16 protein-coding genes are annotated in these 15,415 nt (G+C 56.1%); 11 read left to right on the plus strand and 5 right to left on the minus strand.

Going from position 1 to position 15,415, the window contains the following annotated elements:
• Positions 1 to 2: 2 nt before the first annotated feature.
• From Yoon_RS04355 to Yoon_RS04375, 5 genes are all read left to right on the plus strand, one after another.
• The gene (locus Yoon_RS04355) at positions 3 to 1,082 is read left to right on the plus strand and encodes a microcin C ABC transporter permease YejB (RefSeq protein ID WP_238110486.1); all 1,080 of its coding nucleotides are present in this window, start codon (positions 3 to 5) and stop codon (positions 1,080 to 1,082) included.
• On the plus strand, positions 1,079 to 2,248 hold the full coding sequence (locus tag Yoon_RS04360; RefSeq protein ID WP_238110487.1) for an ABC transporter permease: 1,170 nt from the start codon (positions 1,079 to 1,081) through the stop codon (positions 2,246 to 2,248). Before Yoon_RS04355 ends, Yoon_RS04360 begins: the two co-directional genes overlap by 4 nt.
• Positions 2,245 to 3,840 (plus strand): ABC transporter ATP-binding protein, encoded by a 1,596-nt coding sequence (locus Yoon_RS04365; protein WP_238110488.1) that lies wholly within the window; start codon positions 2,245 to 2,247, stop codon positions 3,838 to 3,840. Before Yoon_RS04360 ends, Yoon_RS04365 begins: the two co-directional genes overlap by 4 nt.
• A 70-nt stretch (positions 3,841 to 3,910) precedes the next feature.
• The gene (locus Yoon_RS04370) at positions 3,911 to 4,552 is read left to right on the plus strand and encodes a PEBP family protein (protein WP_238110490.1); all 642 of its coding nucleotides are present in this window, start codon (positions 3,911 to 3,913) and stop codon (positions 4,550 to 4,552) included.
• Entirely contained in the window at positions 4,549 to 5,511 is a 963-nt protein-coding gene (locus Yoon_RS04375; protein ID WP_238110492.1) for a YHYH protein, read from the plus strand. The genes Yoon_RS04370 and Yoon_RS04375 overlap by 4 nt, the downstream gene beginning before the upstream one ends.
• Before the next feature lie 33 nt (positions 5,512 to 5,544).
• Here the strand turns inward: Yoon_RS04375 and Yoon_RS04380 are convergent, their stop codons facing one another.
• On the minus strand, positions 5,545 to 7,062 hold the full coding sequence (locus Yoon_RS04380) for a D-alanyl-D-alanine carboxypeptidase family protein (protein ID WP_370642104.1): 1,518 nt from the start codon (positions 7,060 to 7,062) through the stop codon (positions 5,545 to 5,547).
• Positions 7,063 to 7,323: 261 nt separating this feature from the next.
• Between Yoon_RS04380 and clpS the strand changes: the two genes are divergently transcribed.
• Genes clpS through Yoon_RS04395 form a run of 3 tightly spaced genes read left to right on the plus strand, consistent with a single transcriptional unit; the run spans position 7,324 to position 9,486 of the window.
• Positions 7,324 to 7,668 carry an ATP-dependent Clp protease adapter ClpS gene (gene clpS / locus Yoon_RS04385; RefSeq protein ID WP_238110968.1) on the plus strand — a complete coding sequence of 115 codons (345 nt, stop codon included), beginning with the start codon at positions 7,324 to 7,326 and terminating at the stop codon, positions 7,666 to 7,668.
• A 24-nt stretch (positions 7,669 to 7,692) separates the two neighbouring features.
• Positions 7,693 to 8,664, plus strand: coding sequence for a class I SAM-dependent methyltransferase (locus Yoon_RS04390; RefSeq protein WP_238110494.1), 972 nt, complete (start codon positions 7,693 to 7,695; stop codon positions 8,662 to 8,664).
• An 18-nt stretch (positions 8,665 to 8,682) separates the two neighbouring features.
• On the plus strand, positions 8,683 to 9,486 hold the full coding sequence (locus tag Yoon_RS04395; RefSeq protein ID WP_113777569.1) for an SDR family NAD(P)-dependent oxidoreductase: 804 nt from the start codon (positions 8,683 to 8,685) through the stop codon (positions 9,484 to 9,486).
• Here Yoon_RS04395 and Yoon_RS04400 read toward each other — a convergent pair whose 3' ends face one another.
• Positions 9,487 to 9,873, minus strand: a complete 387-nt coding sequence (locus Yoon_RS04400) for a hypothetical protein (RefSeq protein ID WP_238110496.1) — start codon at positions 9,871 to 9,873, stop codon at positions 9,487 to 9,489. It abuts the gene before it with no gap.
• 103 nt (positions 9,874 to 9,976) lie between these two features.
• On the opposite strand from Yoon_RS04400, the gene hemF reads away from it, so the two are divergent.
• Positions 9,977 to 10,855, plus strand: coding sequence for an oxygen-dependent coproporphyrinogen oxidase (gene hemF / locus Yoon_RS04405; RefSeq protein ID WP_238110500.1), 879 nt, complete (start codon positions 9,977 to 9,979; stop codon positions 10,853 to 10,855).
• A complete protein-coding gene (locus Yoon_RS04410) occupies positions 10,846 to 11,487 on the plus strand; it encodes a LysE family translocator (protein WP_238110501.1) in 642 nt (213 codons plus the stop codon). The genes hemF and Yoon_RS04410 overlap by 10 nt, the downstream gene beginning before the upstream one ends.
• Here Yoon_RS04410 and Yoon_RS04415 read toward each other — a convergent pair.
• Positions 11,474 to 11,854 carry a hypothetical protein gene (locus tag Yoon_RS04415; protein WP_238110503.1) on the minus strand — a complete coding sequence of 127 codons (381 nt, stop codon included), beginning with the start codon at positions 11,852 to 11,854 and terminating at the stop codon, positions 11,474 to 11,476. The genes Yoon_RS04410 and Yoon_RS04415 overlap by 14 nt on opposite strands.
• A gap of 7 nt (positions 11,855 to 11,861) precedes the next feature.
• Complete coding sequence (hemE, locus tag Yoon_RS04420; RefSeq protein ID WP_238110505.1) at positions 11,862 to 12,896, minus strand: uroporphyrinogen decarboxylase; 1,035 nt, start codon at positions 12,894 to 12,896, stop codon at positions 11,862 to 11,864.
• An 81-nt stretch (positions 12,897 to 12,977) separates the two neighbouring features.
• Between hemE and hemC the strand changes: the two genes are divergently transcribed.
• Complete coding sequence (gene hemC / locus Yoon_RS04425) at positions 12,978 to 13,919, plus strand: hydroxymethylbilane synthase (protein ID WP_238110507.1); 942 nt, start codon at positions 12,978 to 12,980, stop codon at positions 13,917 to 13,919.
• Here the strand turns inward: hemC and Yoon_RS04430 are convergent.
• The gene (locus tag Yoon_RS04430) at positions 13,916 to 15,334 is read right to left on the minus strand and encodes an FAD-binding oxidoreductase (RefSeq protein WP_238110509.1); all 1,419 of its coding nucleotides are present in this window, start codon (positions 15,332 to 15,334) and stop codon (positions 13,916 to 13,918) included. The two genes, hemC and Yoon_RS04430, sit on opposite strands and share 4 nt — an antisense overlap.
• Positions 15,335 to 15,415 lie beyond the last annotated feature (81 nt).

The raw sequence follows: 15,415 nt of genomic DNA on the forward strand, positions 1-15,415 counted from the left end.
ACATGGGCGCCTATATCTTACGACGGCTTTTGCTGATCATTCCCACCTTGCTGGGGATTATGATTGTCAACTTTGCCTTAATCCAATTTGTTCCCGGTGGGCCGATTGAACAGATCCTTGCCAACCTCGAAGGCAATGGCGATGTTTTTGAGGGCATCGCGGGCGGCGGGGGCGACGCCGATTTTGGCGGCGAATCCGAGAGCGAATATGTCGGCGGACGCGGGTTGCCGCCCGAATTTATCGCCGAGCTTGAGCGCGAGTTTGGGTTTGATAAACCGCCGTTGGAACGGTTCCTGAACATGATCTGGAACTATATGCGATTTGACTTCGGTGAAAGCTATTTCCGGTCGATCAGCGTGTTTGATTTGGTGATGGAAAAGATGCCGGTCTCGATCACGCTGGGGCTTTGGTCGACGTTGATCGCCTATTTCGTGTCGATCCCGCTGGGCATCAAAAAAGCGGTGCGCGATGGATCAGCCTTTGACACATGGACATCGGGGGCGATCATCATTGGCTACGCGATCCCCGGTTTCTTGTTTGCGATCTTGTTGGTCGTGCTGTTCGCAGGCGGGTCATATTGGCGCCTATTTCCGCTGCGTGGGCTCACATCGACCGACTTTGATCAGCTTAGCCTGATCGGCAAAGTGATCGATTACCTGTGGCACATCGCCTTGCCAGTTTTTGCTTCGACCATTTCGGCCTTTGCGACGCTGACCTTGCTCACCAAGAACAGCTTCTTGGATGAAATCAAAAAACAATACGTCATCACCGCCAAGGCCAAAGGTCTGTCAGAGCGCAAAATCCTATATGGCCACGTCTTTCGCAACGCGATGCTGATCGTGATTTCGGGCTTTCCCGCATTGTTTATCGGCGTGTTCTTTGGCGGGTCGCTGATCATCGAAACACTGTTTTCGCTTGATGGGCTAGGGCGCTTGGGCTTTGAGGCAGCGGTCGCGCGCGATTATCCGGTGGTCTTTGGGACCCTATTTGCCTTTTCCCTGATTGGGCTTGTGGTGGGGATCATCACCGATTTGACCTATGTGTTTGTGGATCCCCGGATTGATTTTGAGGCCCGCGGATGAAGATGTTGTCGCCCCTAAACCAACGCCGCTGGCGCAATTTCAAACGCAACCGTCGTGCGGTTTGGTCGTTGATTATCTTTGGCATTTTGTTCGGTGTGTCATTGATGGCTGAATTCGTTGCCAATGATAAACCCATCGTGGTCAGCTACCGCGGCGAACTGCACATGCCGATTTTCAACTTCTACTCAGAGCGCGATTTCGGTGGCGATTTTCCGACCGAAGCCGCCTATAAGGATGCGGAAGTCGAATGCTTGATTGTCACGGGCGGGCTGGACGCCTGTTTCGACACACCGGAGGCGTTGACCGATGCTGTGGCAAATGGTGACACAGTTGAAGGCGATTTTGCTAAGGGCTGGATGATCTGGCCACCGATCCGCTATTCCTATGACACGATTGTCGATGTCGCTGGCGTTGCCCCAGCACCGCCAAGCGCCGACAATTGGCTCGGCACAGATGACACCAAACGTGATGTCGTGGCGCGGGTCATCTATGGTTTCCGCTTGTCGATTGCCTTTGCCCTGATGGTGACAATTGCGTCGTCTGTCTTGGGTATCATTGCTGGCGCCGTGCAGGGGTATTTTGGTGGCTGGACTGACCTTATTTTTCAACGGTTTATCGAAATTTGGACCGGAACCCCATCGCTTTATGTGATCATCATTGTGTTTGCGATCTTGGGCCGCAGTTTTTGGCTGCTGGTGTTCTTAACCGTGCTATTTGGCTGGCCTACGCTGGTGGGTGTTGTGCGCGCCGAATTCTTACGCGCCCGCAATCTGGAATATGTACGCGCCGCCAAGGCCTTGGGGGTGCGTGACCGTACGATCATGTTCCGGCACATGCTGCCCAACGCGATGGTCGCCACGGTGACAATGTTGCCATTTTTGGTGACGGGTGCGATTGCGACGTTGGCGTCACTTGATTTTCTCGGTTTCGGCTTGCCGTCCTCCGCGCCGTCACTCGGCGAAATGACCCTACAAGCCAAACAAAATCTGCAAGCCCCTTGGCTGGGTTTTACCGCGTTTTTCACATTTGCGGTGATGCTGTCGCTACTGGTGTTTATCTTTGAAGGCGTCCGCGATGCGTTTGATCCGCGTAAAACATTTGTTGCAGATGGTAAGGTTGATACGGCTGATCTGCCCTTTGGCGGCGATAGCGGGGCGGTAAAATGAGCACTGTTTTAGATGTCCGCGACCTACGTGTGGCGTTTCGCCAAGACGGCGGTGTGACCCATGCTGTGCGTGGCGTGTCGTTTCAGGTGCACAAAGGTGAAACTGTTGCTCTGGTTGGTGAATCCGGGTCGGGCAAATCGGTGACGGCCTTGTCAACGGTACAGCTGCTTGACGAAAGCGCGGTCATGGCCGGATCGATCACATACGGTGGCGCAGAAATGGTCGGCGCGGATGAACGTGCGCTGCGGGCCGTTCGTGGTAACGACATCAGCTTTATCTTCCAAGAACCGATGACCTCGCTCAACCCGTTGCACACGCTTGAAAAACAACTGGGCGAAAGCATTGAACTGCACCAAGGCATCCGTGGGCCAGCCGTGCGCGACCGGATTTTGCAATTGCTGGAACGCGTCGGTATTCGCAATGCCGAAAGCCGCCTGAACGCTTATCCGCATCAGCTGTCGGGCGGGCAACGCCAGCGGGTGATGATTGCGATGGCGCTCGCGAACGGGCCGGATTTGCTGATCGCGGATGAACCCACCACCGCGCTTGATGTCACCATTCAGGCGCAGATTTTGGAACTACTGGCTGAACTCAAGCGCGATGAAGGCATGTCGATGCTGTTCATCACCCATGACTTGACGATCGTACGCAAAATTGCGGACCGGGTTTGTGTGATGAAAGACGGGGAGATCGTCGAAGCTGGCCCAACGGCTGAGATTTTCGCAAACCCGCAGCATCCTTATACGCAATCGCTTTTGGCGGCTGAATCGACGGGACAGCCTGCGCAAGTCCCTGAAAACGCGCCTGTCGTCTTAGAGACGGAACAAACGCGTATCTGGTTTCCGATCCATGCGGGGCTTTTGCGACGCACTGTCGACCATGTCAAAGCGGTGAACGCGGCGACATTGACCATCCGTGCGGGCGAAACCTTGGGTGTTGTCGGCGAAAGCGGGTCAGGCAAAACCACGCTCGCGCTGGCCGTGATGCGGCTGATCCGCTCCGAAGGAAAGATTGCGTTCCAAGGCACGGATATCCACGCGTACAGCCCCAAACAGATGCGCCCACTGCGCAGCGATATGCAGATTGTGTTCCAAGACCCTTACGGATCGTTAAGTCCGCGCATGACCGTGGCGGAAATCATCGCCGAGGGCTTGGGCGTGCATGGCGTTGATCCGGGCCGCAATCGCCGCGATATGGTCCATGAGATCATGCAAGAGGTGGGGTTGGACCCGGCCACGATGGACCGCTACCCGCATGAATTTTCTGGTGGCCAACGTCAGCGGATCGCCATTGCCCGTGCAATGATTTTACGACCCAAGCTATTGATCCTCGACGAACCGACCAGTGCTTTGGATATGACGGTGCAGGTGCAAATCGTGCAGTTGCTCCGAGACTTGCAGCAAAAATATGGGTTGGCTTATCTGTTTATCAGCCACGATCTCAAAGTTGTGCGCGCACTGTCACACAAAGTGATGGTGATGAAACAGGGCGATGTCGTTGAAACCGGGGATGCGCAAGCGATCTTTGAAAACCCGCAATCTGAATACACCCGTGCGCTCATGGCCGCGGCGTTTGAAGGGAAGGTTGTTTGAAAAACATTTGCGTCGGAAAATCGCGGTTTTCCCGTTAAAGAGGGAAGGTATTACTCAAAAGGAGCCCGCTATGCGCAAATTTATTTATCCCCTCGCTTTGATCCCGCTTTCGACCGGGGCGCTTTTTGCGGAATCTTACAGCGCGGATGTTTGGGCCGACAATTGGTTTGAAATGCGGATTGATGGCGTGCAAGTCGCCGAAGACAGCGTTCCGATCACCACCGAACGTTCTTTCAACGCCGAGAGTTTTACCTTTGAAGCCGAGCTCCCTTTCACGATTGGGCTGGTCGCGAAAGATTTCAAAGAAAACGATACGGGACTCGAATATATCGGCACACGTCGGCAGCAGATGGGGGATGGCGGCGTTATTGTGCAGATCATGGATGCGGCAGGCGACACGGTTGCGGTCAGCAATGCTGAATGGCAGTGCCTGGTGATCCATACAGCCCCGCTTGATAAATCCTGCGAGACCGAAGCCAACCCTGTTGCGGGCGAAGGCGTATGTGGATTTGAATCGTCGAACGAGCCCGCTGGTTGGGACCTCGCCGGATTTGATGCAAGCGATTGGCCCCAGGCGGATGTTTTTAGCGAAAACGCTGTCGATCCCAAAATGGGCTATGATGAAATCAACTGGGATGAGACGGCTGAACTTATTTGGGGCCCTGATCTTGAACAAAGCAACACAGTTCTATGCCGTTTGACGGTCGAATGAGCCGCTCTGGCGTCATGATCGCGGCGGCGTGTTTGACCGTCGGCACGGCAACCGCTGCACACGCCCATGAGGATCATTGTACAGCCGTCGTGGACACGGTCGCAGAGGCGGGGTTTGATGACAGTGTCACGGTGACATGTTCGGACAGCCACGCGCTGATTACCTCAGATACCTATCCTGATCATGATCTGATGACAGGAATCACTGGCACGAATGAACAGGTGCCTATCCCGGCAGATTATGCTGCCCCAGTTATCCTTACGCCCGTTTTGGGCGACACACCGCTGACGCGCGATGCGGCGCTTGGTGTTGCGGTGAATGGGGTGCCGATTTACGACTATACGGGTGGCGGTGAGATGACACAGGCTGATCTGGCCCATCATCAAGCCCAGCACGATACCGTGCAGACTGGGCAGCTCGATGTTTGTGGCGGCCATGCAGGGCGCGGCGATGATTACCATTACCATGCGTCCCCCGTTTGCATGATTGCGCAGATGGAGAATGCAGGTCCTGATGCGATCATTGGCTGGGGTTTCGATGGCTTTCCCATCTACGGTGATACGAACCCAGATGGCTCAGTGATCGCGCAAGGCGATCTCGACGTTTGTAATGGGCAGACCGATGGCACCTTCGGATATCGCTATCATACCTCGGCAGATGCCCCCTATATTGTGCAGTGTCTGATGGGCGAGGTAGCCGATTTTGACAGGTTGCCACGTGTCAGCCCGATTGTCACAGAGGGTGGCGGCGGGGCGGCACCCGGTCGCCCACCACAAGGTGGTGTAGAAGGGCTTGTATTCTCTGAGGGTGCGGGTGGTCAGCGCAGCATGGACTACAGTTATAAAGGCGAAGCGTATTTTATCCGTTACGCGCCCTCAGAAACCGAAGGCTGCTATAACTTTGAGACGCAGACCGTAACAAATGATGGCGCGTTGCACACAGGCGAATACTGCCGCTAAAGGACGCCGCTGCAAACGGCGTCCTGCTGGGCGTTAGCCTTCTGATCCGATCATGAAACATGTCGTGCCGCGCGCTTGCAGCCTGCGGCACGCAAGGTCAGCGCCTTCGCGGCTGAGCCCCATGAAGTTCGCGTCAAACCCACCAGAACGCTGCACAACACGGCGCAAAGCCCCGTCCAGCGTGCTCATTTCGTTAAGCGCAACGCGGAGCAGTACCCGTTCTGCGTCATAGCGGCTGTTATACCGGCCAACGTTCACGCCCCAATGCCGTCCGCCAGAGGTCGAGATGCGGGTGACCACTTCGGGTTCCGCCTCTGCGGTGACCACGGCGGGTTCTACTGCTGGGGCCGCGGCAACAGTGGTGCCGCTGATGCTTGCTGGCCGCAGATGCGGCGTGACGGTTGGCGTATCCGCAGCAATAAGCGTCTGCGGCGCTGGCGCGGTGGGGGCTGCTGCCTGGGCCGTGGCGGCGGGTGCAGGTTCGGGCGCTTCCATCGCTTCAAGCAAGGCGGCGTTAATCACGTCGTTCAGAACATCATCGATGATCGCGGCATCTGCCGTGGCGACAAGCACCTCTGCCTCGGGGGCAGGTGCTTCGGGGCGCGGACGTGCGACAGGGCGCAAGCTGCGGCTCACCAGCCCGGAAACACGGACCGCTGTTTGGCGCTGGACTGGTGCTGCGGTTAACATTGCAGCGGGTGGATTGGGGCGCCGGATTGTGGCGCGTGATGGTGCACGGTTAAAGCCCATATCCATCAATTCAGTCACACGGGCGTTGCGTGCGGTGGTGGATGATCCGCCAAACATAGTTACGATTACACGTTCCTGACCGCGCTGCGCAGAGGCAACAAGGTTAAAGCCAGCAGCGCGGGTGTAGCCGGTTTTGATGCCGTCGCCGCCTTCGTAGCTATCAAGCCAACGGCGGTTTGTATGGCGTACAGTGGCAATACCTGCATCGGCTGTGCGGCGTGAAAACAGGTTATAATATTGTGGAAAATCATAGATCATGTGACGGCCCAACACGGACATATCGCGCGCGGTCGACATATGCCCGGTTTGTGTCAAACCATGTGCGTTCACGAACGTCGTATTGCGCATGCCCATGGCTTGGGCAGTGCGGTTCATCCTTGTGGCAAAGGCTTCTTCTGATCCGGCGATGGCCTCGCCAATGGCGGTGGCCGCATCATTGGCTGATTTCACCGCAGCCGCACGCAGCAAGTACCGCAGACGGATGGTTTGTCCCGCTTGTACACCCAACTTCGACGGCGGTTCAGAGGCCGCGTTGCGGCTGATCCGAACTTCGGTGTCGAGCGTGATTTCACCGCGCTCCAATGCTTGGAATGCGATGTATAGTGTCATCATCTTGGTCAGCGATGCCGGATGCAGCCGGGTATCGGCGTTGCGTGAATGCAAAACCTCGCCGGTGCGCGCGTCCATCACCATCGCGGCATAGGGGGCCGCGATTGCGCTGATGGGCGCAAACAAAGTTACGATCAAGAATGCGAATAGATACAGCCCCTTTAGGGCCAATTGTCCCGGACGACTTGCCACGTCGCTTGCCTCTTTTTTTACTGCCTCTGGCCCCGAATTTTTTCGGTGACCTTATTATTATGAAGTGACGCTAGCACAGCTTGTGAATTCGGAAAATACCCTAAATTCAAAGACTTTTCATGTGATCATAATGTGCGAATTGGCACATTTAGTGGTGCTATTGGTCGGGCTCACTAGATGCGCGATTGCACGAAATGCACTGGGGGGTTTTCACCCGCGCAAGGTGCCTTATATATGGGGCTTACCAAACAGGGCGATGTAATGCGGACTGATTTCTACATGATGGCGGATAAACCGGATGACGGTGACGACGGCGATTTTGGCGTGGCGCTTGAGACCAAACCAAAGACAAAACGTCCACCGATGTATAAGGTTATGATATTAAACGATGATTTCACCCCTATGGAATTCGTTGTACAGGTCTTGGAACGGTTTTTTGGCCTGTCGCATGCGCAGTCATTTGAAATTATGTTGACTGTCCACAAGAAGGGGATTGCGGTTGTTGGCGTCTTTAGTCACGAGATCGCAGAGACCAAAGTCGCGCAAGTGATGGATTTTGCGCAGCGTCATCAGCACCCTTTGCAATGCACGATGGAGAAAGAGTAACGCACCAGCGTTATTCGTACAAAAATGTCACAGTCTCGTCTTACCACCGCCCTTGATGACGGTCTTTTGTCGCTGCCCGAAGGCGATATCGCGATCATGCGTCCAACCACCACCTATGATGTATCGGCCTTGTCGCGCGAACGGGTACAAATCGTGCACGGGTTTTATCCCGATTATACAGCGTGGGAAAACGCGGGCTATCCGGTTGCGCAAGAATTGACCAAGGTTGCCGTAGCGATCGTTGTCGTTCCGCGTGCCAAGGCGCTTGCCCGTGCAATGGTCGCTGCCGCCTGTGCCAATGCTGATATCGTTGTCGTCGATGGGCAAAAGACGGATGGAATCGATAGCGTCTTCAAAGAATGCCGCAAACGGTTGGGCGCGCTGCCATCGATCACCAAAGGGCACGGGCGGATTTTTTGGTTTGCTGCCACGGATAAATTTACCGATTGGACAGCCCCGCCGCCCGCCAAAGCGGGGCACGGGTATTTCACGTCTGCTGGGGTGTTCTCTGATGGCGCGGTTGATGCCGGCTCTGCCTTGCTTGCGAACGCCTTGCCGTCCAAGTTGCCAGCGCGCATGGCCGATTTGGGTGCCGGCTGGGGATATCTTGCCGCACCTGTGTTGGACCGCGCAGGCGTGCAATCGCTTGATTTGATCGAAGCCGAGTCCCTTTCCGTTGCTTGTGCCAAATTGAACGTCACCGACCCGCGCGTCACATTTCATTGGGGCGACGCCACGCAGTTTCAGGCCAAACCTGCGTTTGATGGGATTGTCATGAACCCACCGTTTCATGTTGGGCGCGCGTCTGATCCGTCGCTTGGGCGGATGTTTATTCAGTCTGCGGCCCGTCTGCTTGCCCCGCATGGCAAGCTTTGGATGGTTGCAAACCGGCATTTGCCCTATGAGACCACCTTGTCTGAATGTTTCCGCAATGTGGACATGATTGCCAGTAATGGTGCATTCAAAGTCTTTCATGCCAATCGGCCGCAGCACTAGCGGCACAGGAGAAACGCGATGTCATATTCAATTGCTGGTAAGACAGTGATCGTTACAGGGGCGGCCAATGGGGTCGGGCTCGCGATTGGGCGGCATTTCGTGCAAGGCGGCGCAAACGTCGTTTTTGCAGATATGGATGAAAAGACGCTGTGCCATGAAGTTGGCGAAGCGGCTGAAAAAGAAGAAAATGTACGCATTTTCGCAGGTGATCTGCGCAAAAAACTGACGATCAAGAATTTGCTGTCGGCCACGATTGATGCGTTTGAACGGGTGGATATCTTGGTGAACGCCTCGCGGCAGGTGACGCAGACTGATCCGCTTGATCCCGATGACAACAGTGTCGAAGAGCTGCTGCAGCAAAACACGATGACGGCCCTCAGGGTCAGCCAAGCGGTTGCCCGTAAGATGATTAAACAGGCTGAAGACGGCCCGGCAGGCCCGATTGGATCAATTGTAAATATCAGTTCTATCGCTGCGCGCCGCACACATCCCGAATTGCTGGCCTATTCTGTCAGCTCTGCAGCGTTGGACCAGATGACCCGGTCGCTTGCGGTTGCCTTTGCGCCGCACGGCATCCGCGTGAACGCTGTCGCCTTTGGCAGCGTAATGAGCGCGAGCCTGAAGGGATCTCTCAAAGGTTGCGATGAAACCCGTGAAGCCATTGTGGACAATACGCCGCTGCACCGGATCGCAAGCCCAAGCGAGGTATCGGATGCGGTGCAATATCTGGCCTCTGATGCGTCTAGTTTTGTCACCGGGCAGATTATCACCGTCGATGGCGGCCGCACCCTGTTGGATCCGGCCGCGGTGTCGTGTCACTGATTATTCTGGGTGGATCGCAATACATTGCGAAATTGATGTGTTGGCATTGGCCTGAGCCTGCGACAGACGGCGTTCAAGTTGGGCAAGTTTAACTTGTTCAGCATCTAGATCAATTGAAACGGGGCGTGTCGTCGTGAAGGTTTCGGTTTCATTGCAAGGGTAAGTAAAGATTTCATCGTTGGCATCACGTCCGCGACATGTCCGCACCAGCGTGCGCACGTCGGTTGATTCAGCAATTGCGTAGCCACGCGCTAAGTTCCCGCGCGTTTCATTGACCAAATGGGTCAATACGCGCACTTCGCGGTTGGCATCATTGATACATTGTTCGCGTGGGGTGGCGCAGGCAGTGAGGGCAATCAAAGGTAATATGAATAAGGCGCGGCGCATGGTGGTCTCCGGAATGATACAGTAAAATCTGCGTTCGTGATTGATATATACCAAAGAAGCTAAGATAGAGTGTTATGCAATAGCACAGCACGTGAGGGCGATTATGTCACAGGTTTTTGATACACAAAAGCAAACAGCTTCGGCTTGGTTTCGCTGCTTGCGCGATGACATCGTTGCGGCCTTCGAAAGTCTTGAAGATCGCCACGCCAGTGATGCACCTGCAGGCCGGTTTGAGGTCACGCAAACCACCCGTGCTTCTGATGATGGTGCGGATGCTGGCGGCGGGTTGATGTCGGTCATGCGCGGTGGGCGCGTGTTTGAAAAAGTCGGCGTAAACGTATCGACCGTCTATGGGCAGCTCGGCGAAGCCGCGCAAAAATCTATGGCGGCGCGTGGCGTCCCCGGCATGGATAGCGATCCGCGGTTCTGGGCCTCTGGCATTTCGCTCGTGGCGCATATGCAAAACCCACATGCGCCTGCCGTTCATATGAACACGCGGATGTTCTGGACCCCACATGCCTGGTGGTTCGGCGGCGGGTCTGATCTGAACCCATGCATTGAATATGATGAAGATACCGCGCATTTTCACGCCGAACAAAAGGCACATCTTGATCCTCATGGCGCCGATCTTTACCCGGAGCTAAAGGCATGGGCGGATGAGTATTTCTATATCCCGCACCGCCACCGCGCGCGCGGGGTTGGGGGGATCTTCATGGATGATCGTTGTACCGGCGATTGGGAGGCCGATTTTGCACTGACCCAAGACATCGGTCGCGCATTTTTGCCCGCCTATGTGCCGCTTGTCGACAAGCGCCGTAATACGGTTTGGACCGAGGCGGATAAAGATGCGCAGTTGGTGCATCGCGGGCTTTATGCCGAATACAACCTTGTCTACGACCGTGGTACCAAATTTGGACTCGCGACAGGTCATGACGCAAACGCGGTACTGATGAGCCTGCCGCCGATGGCCAAATGGGTCTAGCTGCGATTGACCCAGCGGTCTTGTTGGCCTTTGCAGGCACGGCGATGCTGATCGAGCTGACGCCGGGGCCGAACATGGTCTACCTTGCTGTTGTCGCCGCGAGCCAAGGGCGCAGGCTCGGCTATGCGGCGGTTGCTGGCGTTGCGGTTGGCTTGGCCGTGGTCGGGGTGGCAGCGGCACTGGGATTGGCCGCCGCGATCAATGCCTCGCCGCTTTTGTTTCAGGCGCTGCGGTTTGGTGGTGTCGTCTATATGTTATGGCTGGCTTGGGACGGGTGGCGTGACGCCGCAGAACCCGTACAAAAAGTCGCGACCGGTGTGGCTGCGCGCACGTATTTTCGGCGTGGCCTGATCACGAATTTGCTGAACCCTAAGGCGGCGGTATTTTACGTCGCGATCTTGCCAAGCTTTATCCAGACGAATGCGCCCGTCATGACGCAAACCCTCGCGCTATCTGCCGTTTTTGTCGTGGTGGCGACGGCTATTCACGCCGGAATTGTCACCCTTGCCGGAACCGCGCAAAACCTACTTGAGAACGAAACATACAGCCGCATAATCCGGCGCGCATTGGCGCTGGCCCTTGTCGCGGTTGCGCTTTGGTTTGGGTGGACAACAACGTTTAGTCCCGGCTGATAAACTTCGGCCCATCAATGTCATCGCCAAGCGCGGGCGGAGCCGCTGTTGTCGGCGCAGCTGTCGGGGACTGCGGTGTGCCCGACGCAACCTGCCTTAGCAGCATCCCTGCCAATTCCGGGGAAATTTCGCCATTTGACGCGTCGCTCAGCAGTTTTGCCGCGCGTTCCGGGGCGAAATGGACCATCGCGCGCGCAACCCGCATTGCGGTCAACCCCTCGGGGCGGCTTGTCCCGATTGGGGCAGAGAGCGCATCGCGCTCCATCGGTGTCGCCGGAACAAGCCAAATCCAAGCGACAATGAACAGAATCAACCCGACCCAAGCGGCGCGGATGGCGTGAAACGCCAGCCGCAGCGTCAGAGGCATGCGCAGCCTAGCCACCGCGCACAGTATCGATCATCAGCTGCACATTGTCAGGGCTGGCGTCTGGTGTGATCCCGTGCCCAAGGTTGAAAATATGTGGACCATCGGCGAAGGCGTCACAAATGCGCCGTGTCTCAGACACCAGATCAGCACCGCCAGTCACCATATGCGACGATTTGAGATTGCCTTGGACGCAGCCATCTACCTGCACGTTCTGGGCCGCCCATGCCGCATCGACCCCATCATCAAGCGCGATACAATCAGCACCCGTTGCCGCATGCATCCCGATGTTGCGTGTACCTGCGCCACGTGGAAATGCGATGACCGGAATGCCGGGATGCTTTGCCTTGAGCGCGGCAATGATGCGCTGCATCGGTTTGACCGAGAAATCGATGAAATCTTGATCTTTGAGCGACCCTGCCCAGCTATCGAACAGTTTGACGACTTCAGCGCCTGCCTCGATCTGTTTAGACAGATAGGCGATCGTGCCGTCTGTAATCCTGTCGATCAGCCCTTCAAACACGGGTCGGTTTTCTGTCAAAAGCGCATGGGCGGGACCTTGGTCGGGGGTGCCTTTGCCCGCGATCATATAGGTGGCAACTGTCCAAGGTGCGCCCGCGAAGCCAATCAAGGTGGTTTCCTTGGGCAGTTCTTGTGCCAAGATTTTCACAGTTTCATAGATCGGGTTCAGCGTCTCATCAATTGCGTCCAAGGGTTTGAGCTGCGCCAACTCATCCGCTGTGGTGATCGTTGACAGACGCGGCCCTTCGCCGGTGACAAACCAAAGGTCAGCGCCCAAAGCCTGTGGCAAAAGCAAAATATCAGCAAAAAGGATCGCGGCATCAAATCCGTAACGTCGGATTGGCTGCAAAGTGACCTCGGCGGCGAGTTCAGGGTTGTAACACAGCGACAAAAAGTCGCCCGCCTGCGCACGCGTTGCTTTGTATTCTGGCAGGTATCGCCCGGCCTGACGCATCATCCAGATGGGTGGGGTTGGCAATGTTTCACCCGCAAGGGCCCGAAGGATGGTTTTTTGCTGCGTCATATGATCGTCCTTTTACTGAGGAAGGTGGTCCCAATTGCATGACTTATTGTCAAGCGAGATCGCGGTCGCTAACAACCTTGCATGACAGTTGATATGCCCACACCCGCCCAGAGCTTTAAAATCGGAACCCGTGGTTCGCCGCTGGCAATGGCCCAAGCCCACGAGACCCGCGATAGGCTCATGGCCGCTTGGGACTTGCCGCAAGAGGCGTTCGATATTTGCGTGATCAAAGTCACCGGCGATCTTATCCAAGATAAGCCGCTGCGTGAAATTGATGGTAAAGGGCTGTTTACCCGCGAAATCGAAGAGGCGCTGCTAGACGGTGGGATTGATATTGCGGTGCATTCGACCAAGGATATGCCTGTGGTGCATCCCGCCGGGTTGGTGATGGATGTGTTCTTGCCGCGCGAAGATGTGCGTGATGCGTTTGTGTCATTGAAATACAAAAGCCTGTCGGATCTGCCCGATGGGGCGGTTGTAGGGACATCATCGACACGGCGCCGCGCGCAATTGGCCGCGCGCTTTCCGATGCTCAAGGTCGTTGAGTTTCGCGGCAATGTGCAGACACGTTTGAAAAAGCTGGCTGATGGCGTCGCCGATGCGACGTTTTTAGCGACGGCGGGGCTGCGGCGGTTGGGCATGGATGACGTGCCTTATACGCCGATCTCAGCAGATGATATGTTACCTGCGATTGCCCAAGGGGCGATTGGGATTGAACGGCGGGGCGATGACACGCGCGCAGCCGCACTACTGGCCGCGATCCATGATGCGCCCACTGGTGCCCGCGTCGCGGCAGAGCGCGCGTTCTTGGGCCGCCTTGATGGATCATGCGAAACGCCGATCGGGGCGCTCGCAGAAATTGACGGGGATCAGTTGCGGCTGCGCGGCGAAATCCTCAGCGAAGATGGCGCACGTGTTCTGACGGATGAGGCCACAGGCCCCATCGCAAGCGGCCCAGATATGGGGAACGCGATGGCGCTGCGTTTGCTGTCGCGCGCTGGACCGGGGTTCTTTACGTCTTAATCGGCGGCTGGAATGACCTTGCCGGGATTCAGAATATTCTTCGGGTCAAGCGCTGCCTTAATCGCGCGCATTGCATCAAGCGCAACAGGGTCTTTGCGGCGGCGCATCGTGTCAAGCTTGGATATGCCCACCCCATGTTCGGCGCTAAATGATCCGCCAAGCTCTTGCACGACATCTTCGACGGCTTCGACCATGGCCTTCATCGCATCGGGGCCATTTTTGCCAACAAATGTCGTGTGGTGAATATTTCCATCGCCAAGATGGGAAACGATGACCTCGTAACAATTCGGATCGATTGCCTTTAGGCGCGGGGTGATCGCGCGTTCAAAGGTCGCGACTTTGTCCAAGGGCACCGCTACATCTGTGTTCACGAATGGGGTGCCGCGGGTCATAACCTCGCCCGCGTCTTCGCGGCGTTGCCACATCTGCGCACGCTGCGCTTCGTTCTGGGCAATCACGGCGTCCAATACACGGCCTTCTTCCAGCATCGTCCCTAGTGTTTCTTCTAGCTGCGCCACGACAGGGACCTGACCGTCAGTCCCCGGAGTCGCATCACGCTGCGCCGTTGCACCGACTTCGATCAAAATATTGACGTCATAAGCATCTTCAAAGGGTGGTTTTGCATCTGGTATGACCGACATGTGCTTGTCGATATAGCTACGCGGCATATATTCAAACGCCTCGACCGCGCCGCCAGTGCTGTCTTGCATTTCGTGCAAGAGCGACAGCGCATCCTCCAATGATGGCAGAGCGATCATCGCAGTCGCGTAGGCGCGTGGCTTGGGTTTGAGCTTCATCACGGCGGCGGTGATAATACCCAACGTACCTTCGGCCCCGATCATCAGATGGCGCAGGTTGAGGCCGGAGTTGTCTTTGTGCAGTGCGCTCATCAGGTTCATGATCCGGCCATCAGCCATCACGACTTCAATCCCTAAACAAAGATCGCGGGTATTGCCGTAACGGACAACGTTTGAGCCACCTGCGTTTGTCGACAAGACGCCCCCGATCATCGCAGAGCCGCGTGCGCCAAATGTCAGCGGAAAGATCAGATCATGCGCATCAGCGGCGTCATGCAGTTTGGATAAGATCACGCCGGCGCCAACTGTGGCTGAACGCCCGGCGACGTCAATTGCGTCGATTGTGTTTAACCGGTCTACTGATAGAACCAGCGCATCTGTCGCCAATGTCGCACCGGTCAATCCTGTATGCCCGGACACAGGCACCACGGGCGTGCCTGTTGCATGCGCAATTTTCATGATGGCCGAGACTTCGGCTGTATTCGCAGGGCGCAGTACGGCCAAAGGGTCGCCTGTATATTGGCCCGTCCAATCCGTTGCGTAAGGTGCCGTATCCGTACCTGAAAAAACACGGTCAGCACCAATCACGGCGGCGATTTGTTCCAATACTTCTGACATCGTTCTCTCCCATGGCGCGTCGTCGCACTGCGTAACGCGAAAGCGGCGTTTGCGAAAGCAACAATACATATTGGGAAAGAT

The organism is Yoonia sp. I 8.24, assembly GCF_022096995.1.
Lineage (GTDB): Bacteria > Pseudomonadota > Alphaproteobacteria > Rhodobacterales > Rhodobacteraceae > Yoonia.

Excerpts from the sequence above, each read along its gene's own strand:
- Yoon_RS04365 (WP_238110488.1), top strand. The coding sequence starts at position 2,245 with ATGAGCACTGTTTTAGATGTCCGCGACCTACGTGTGGCGTTTCGCCAA.
- Yoon_RS04360 (WP_238110487.1), top strand. The coding sequence starts at position 1,079 with ATGAAGATGTTGTCGCCCCTAAACCAACGCCGCTGGCGCAATTTCAAA.
- Yoon_RS04415 (WP_238110503.1), bottom strand. The coding sequence starts at position 11,854 with ATGCCTCTGACGCTGCGGCTGGCGTTTCACGCCATCCGCGCCGCTTGG.
- hemE (WP_238110505.1), bottom strand. The coding sequence starts at position 12,896 with ATGACGCAGCAAAAAACCATCCTTCGGGCCCTTGCGGGTGAAACATTG.
- Yoon_RS04375 (WP_238110492.1), top strand. The coding sequence starts at position 4,549 with ATGAGCCGCTCTGGCGTCATGATCGCGGCGGCGTGTTTGACCGTCGGC.
- hemF (WP_238110500.1), top strand. The coding sequence starts at position 9,977 with ATGTCACAGGTTTTTGATACACAAAAGCAAACAGCTTCGGCTTGGTTT.
- Yoon_RS04430 (WP_238110509.1), bottom strand. The coding sequence starts at position 15,334 with ATGTCAGAAGTATTGGAACAAATCGCCGCCGTGATTGGTGCTGACCGT.
- Yoon_RS04410 (WP_238110501.1), top strand. The coding sequence starts at position 10,846 with ATGGGTCTAGCTGCGATTGACCCAGCGGTCTTGTTGGCCTTTGCAGGC.
- hemC (WP_238110507.1), top strand. The coding sequence starts at position 12,978 with ATGACAGTTGATATGCCCACACCCGCCCAGAGCTTTAAAATCGGAACC.
- Yoon_RS04400 (WP_238110496.1), bottom strand. The coding sequence starts at position 9,873 with ATGCGCCGCGCCTTATTCATATTACCTTTGATTGCCCTCACTGCCTGC.
- Yoon_RS04355 (WP_238110486.1), top strand. The coding sequence starts at position 3 with ATGGGCGCCTATATCTTACGACGGCTTTTGCTGATCATTCCCACCTTG.
- Yoon_RS04395 (WP_113777569.1), top strand. The coding sequence starts at position 8,683 with ATGTCATATTCAATTGCTGGTAAGACAGTGATCGTTACAGGGGCGGCC.
- Yoon_RS04390 (WP_238110494.1), top strand. The coding sequence starts at position 7,693 with ATGTCACAGTCTCGTCTTACCACCGCCCTTGATGACGGTCTTTTGTCG.
- Yoon_RS04370 (WP_238110490.1), top strand. The coding sequence starts at position 3,911 with ATGCGCAAATTTATTTATCCCCTCGCTTTGATCCCGCTTTCGACCGGG.
- clpS (WP_238110968.1), top strand. The coding sequence starts at position 7,324 with ATGCGGACTGATTTCTACATGATGGCGGATAAACCGGATGACGGTGAC.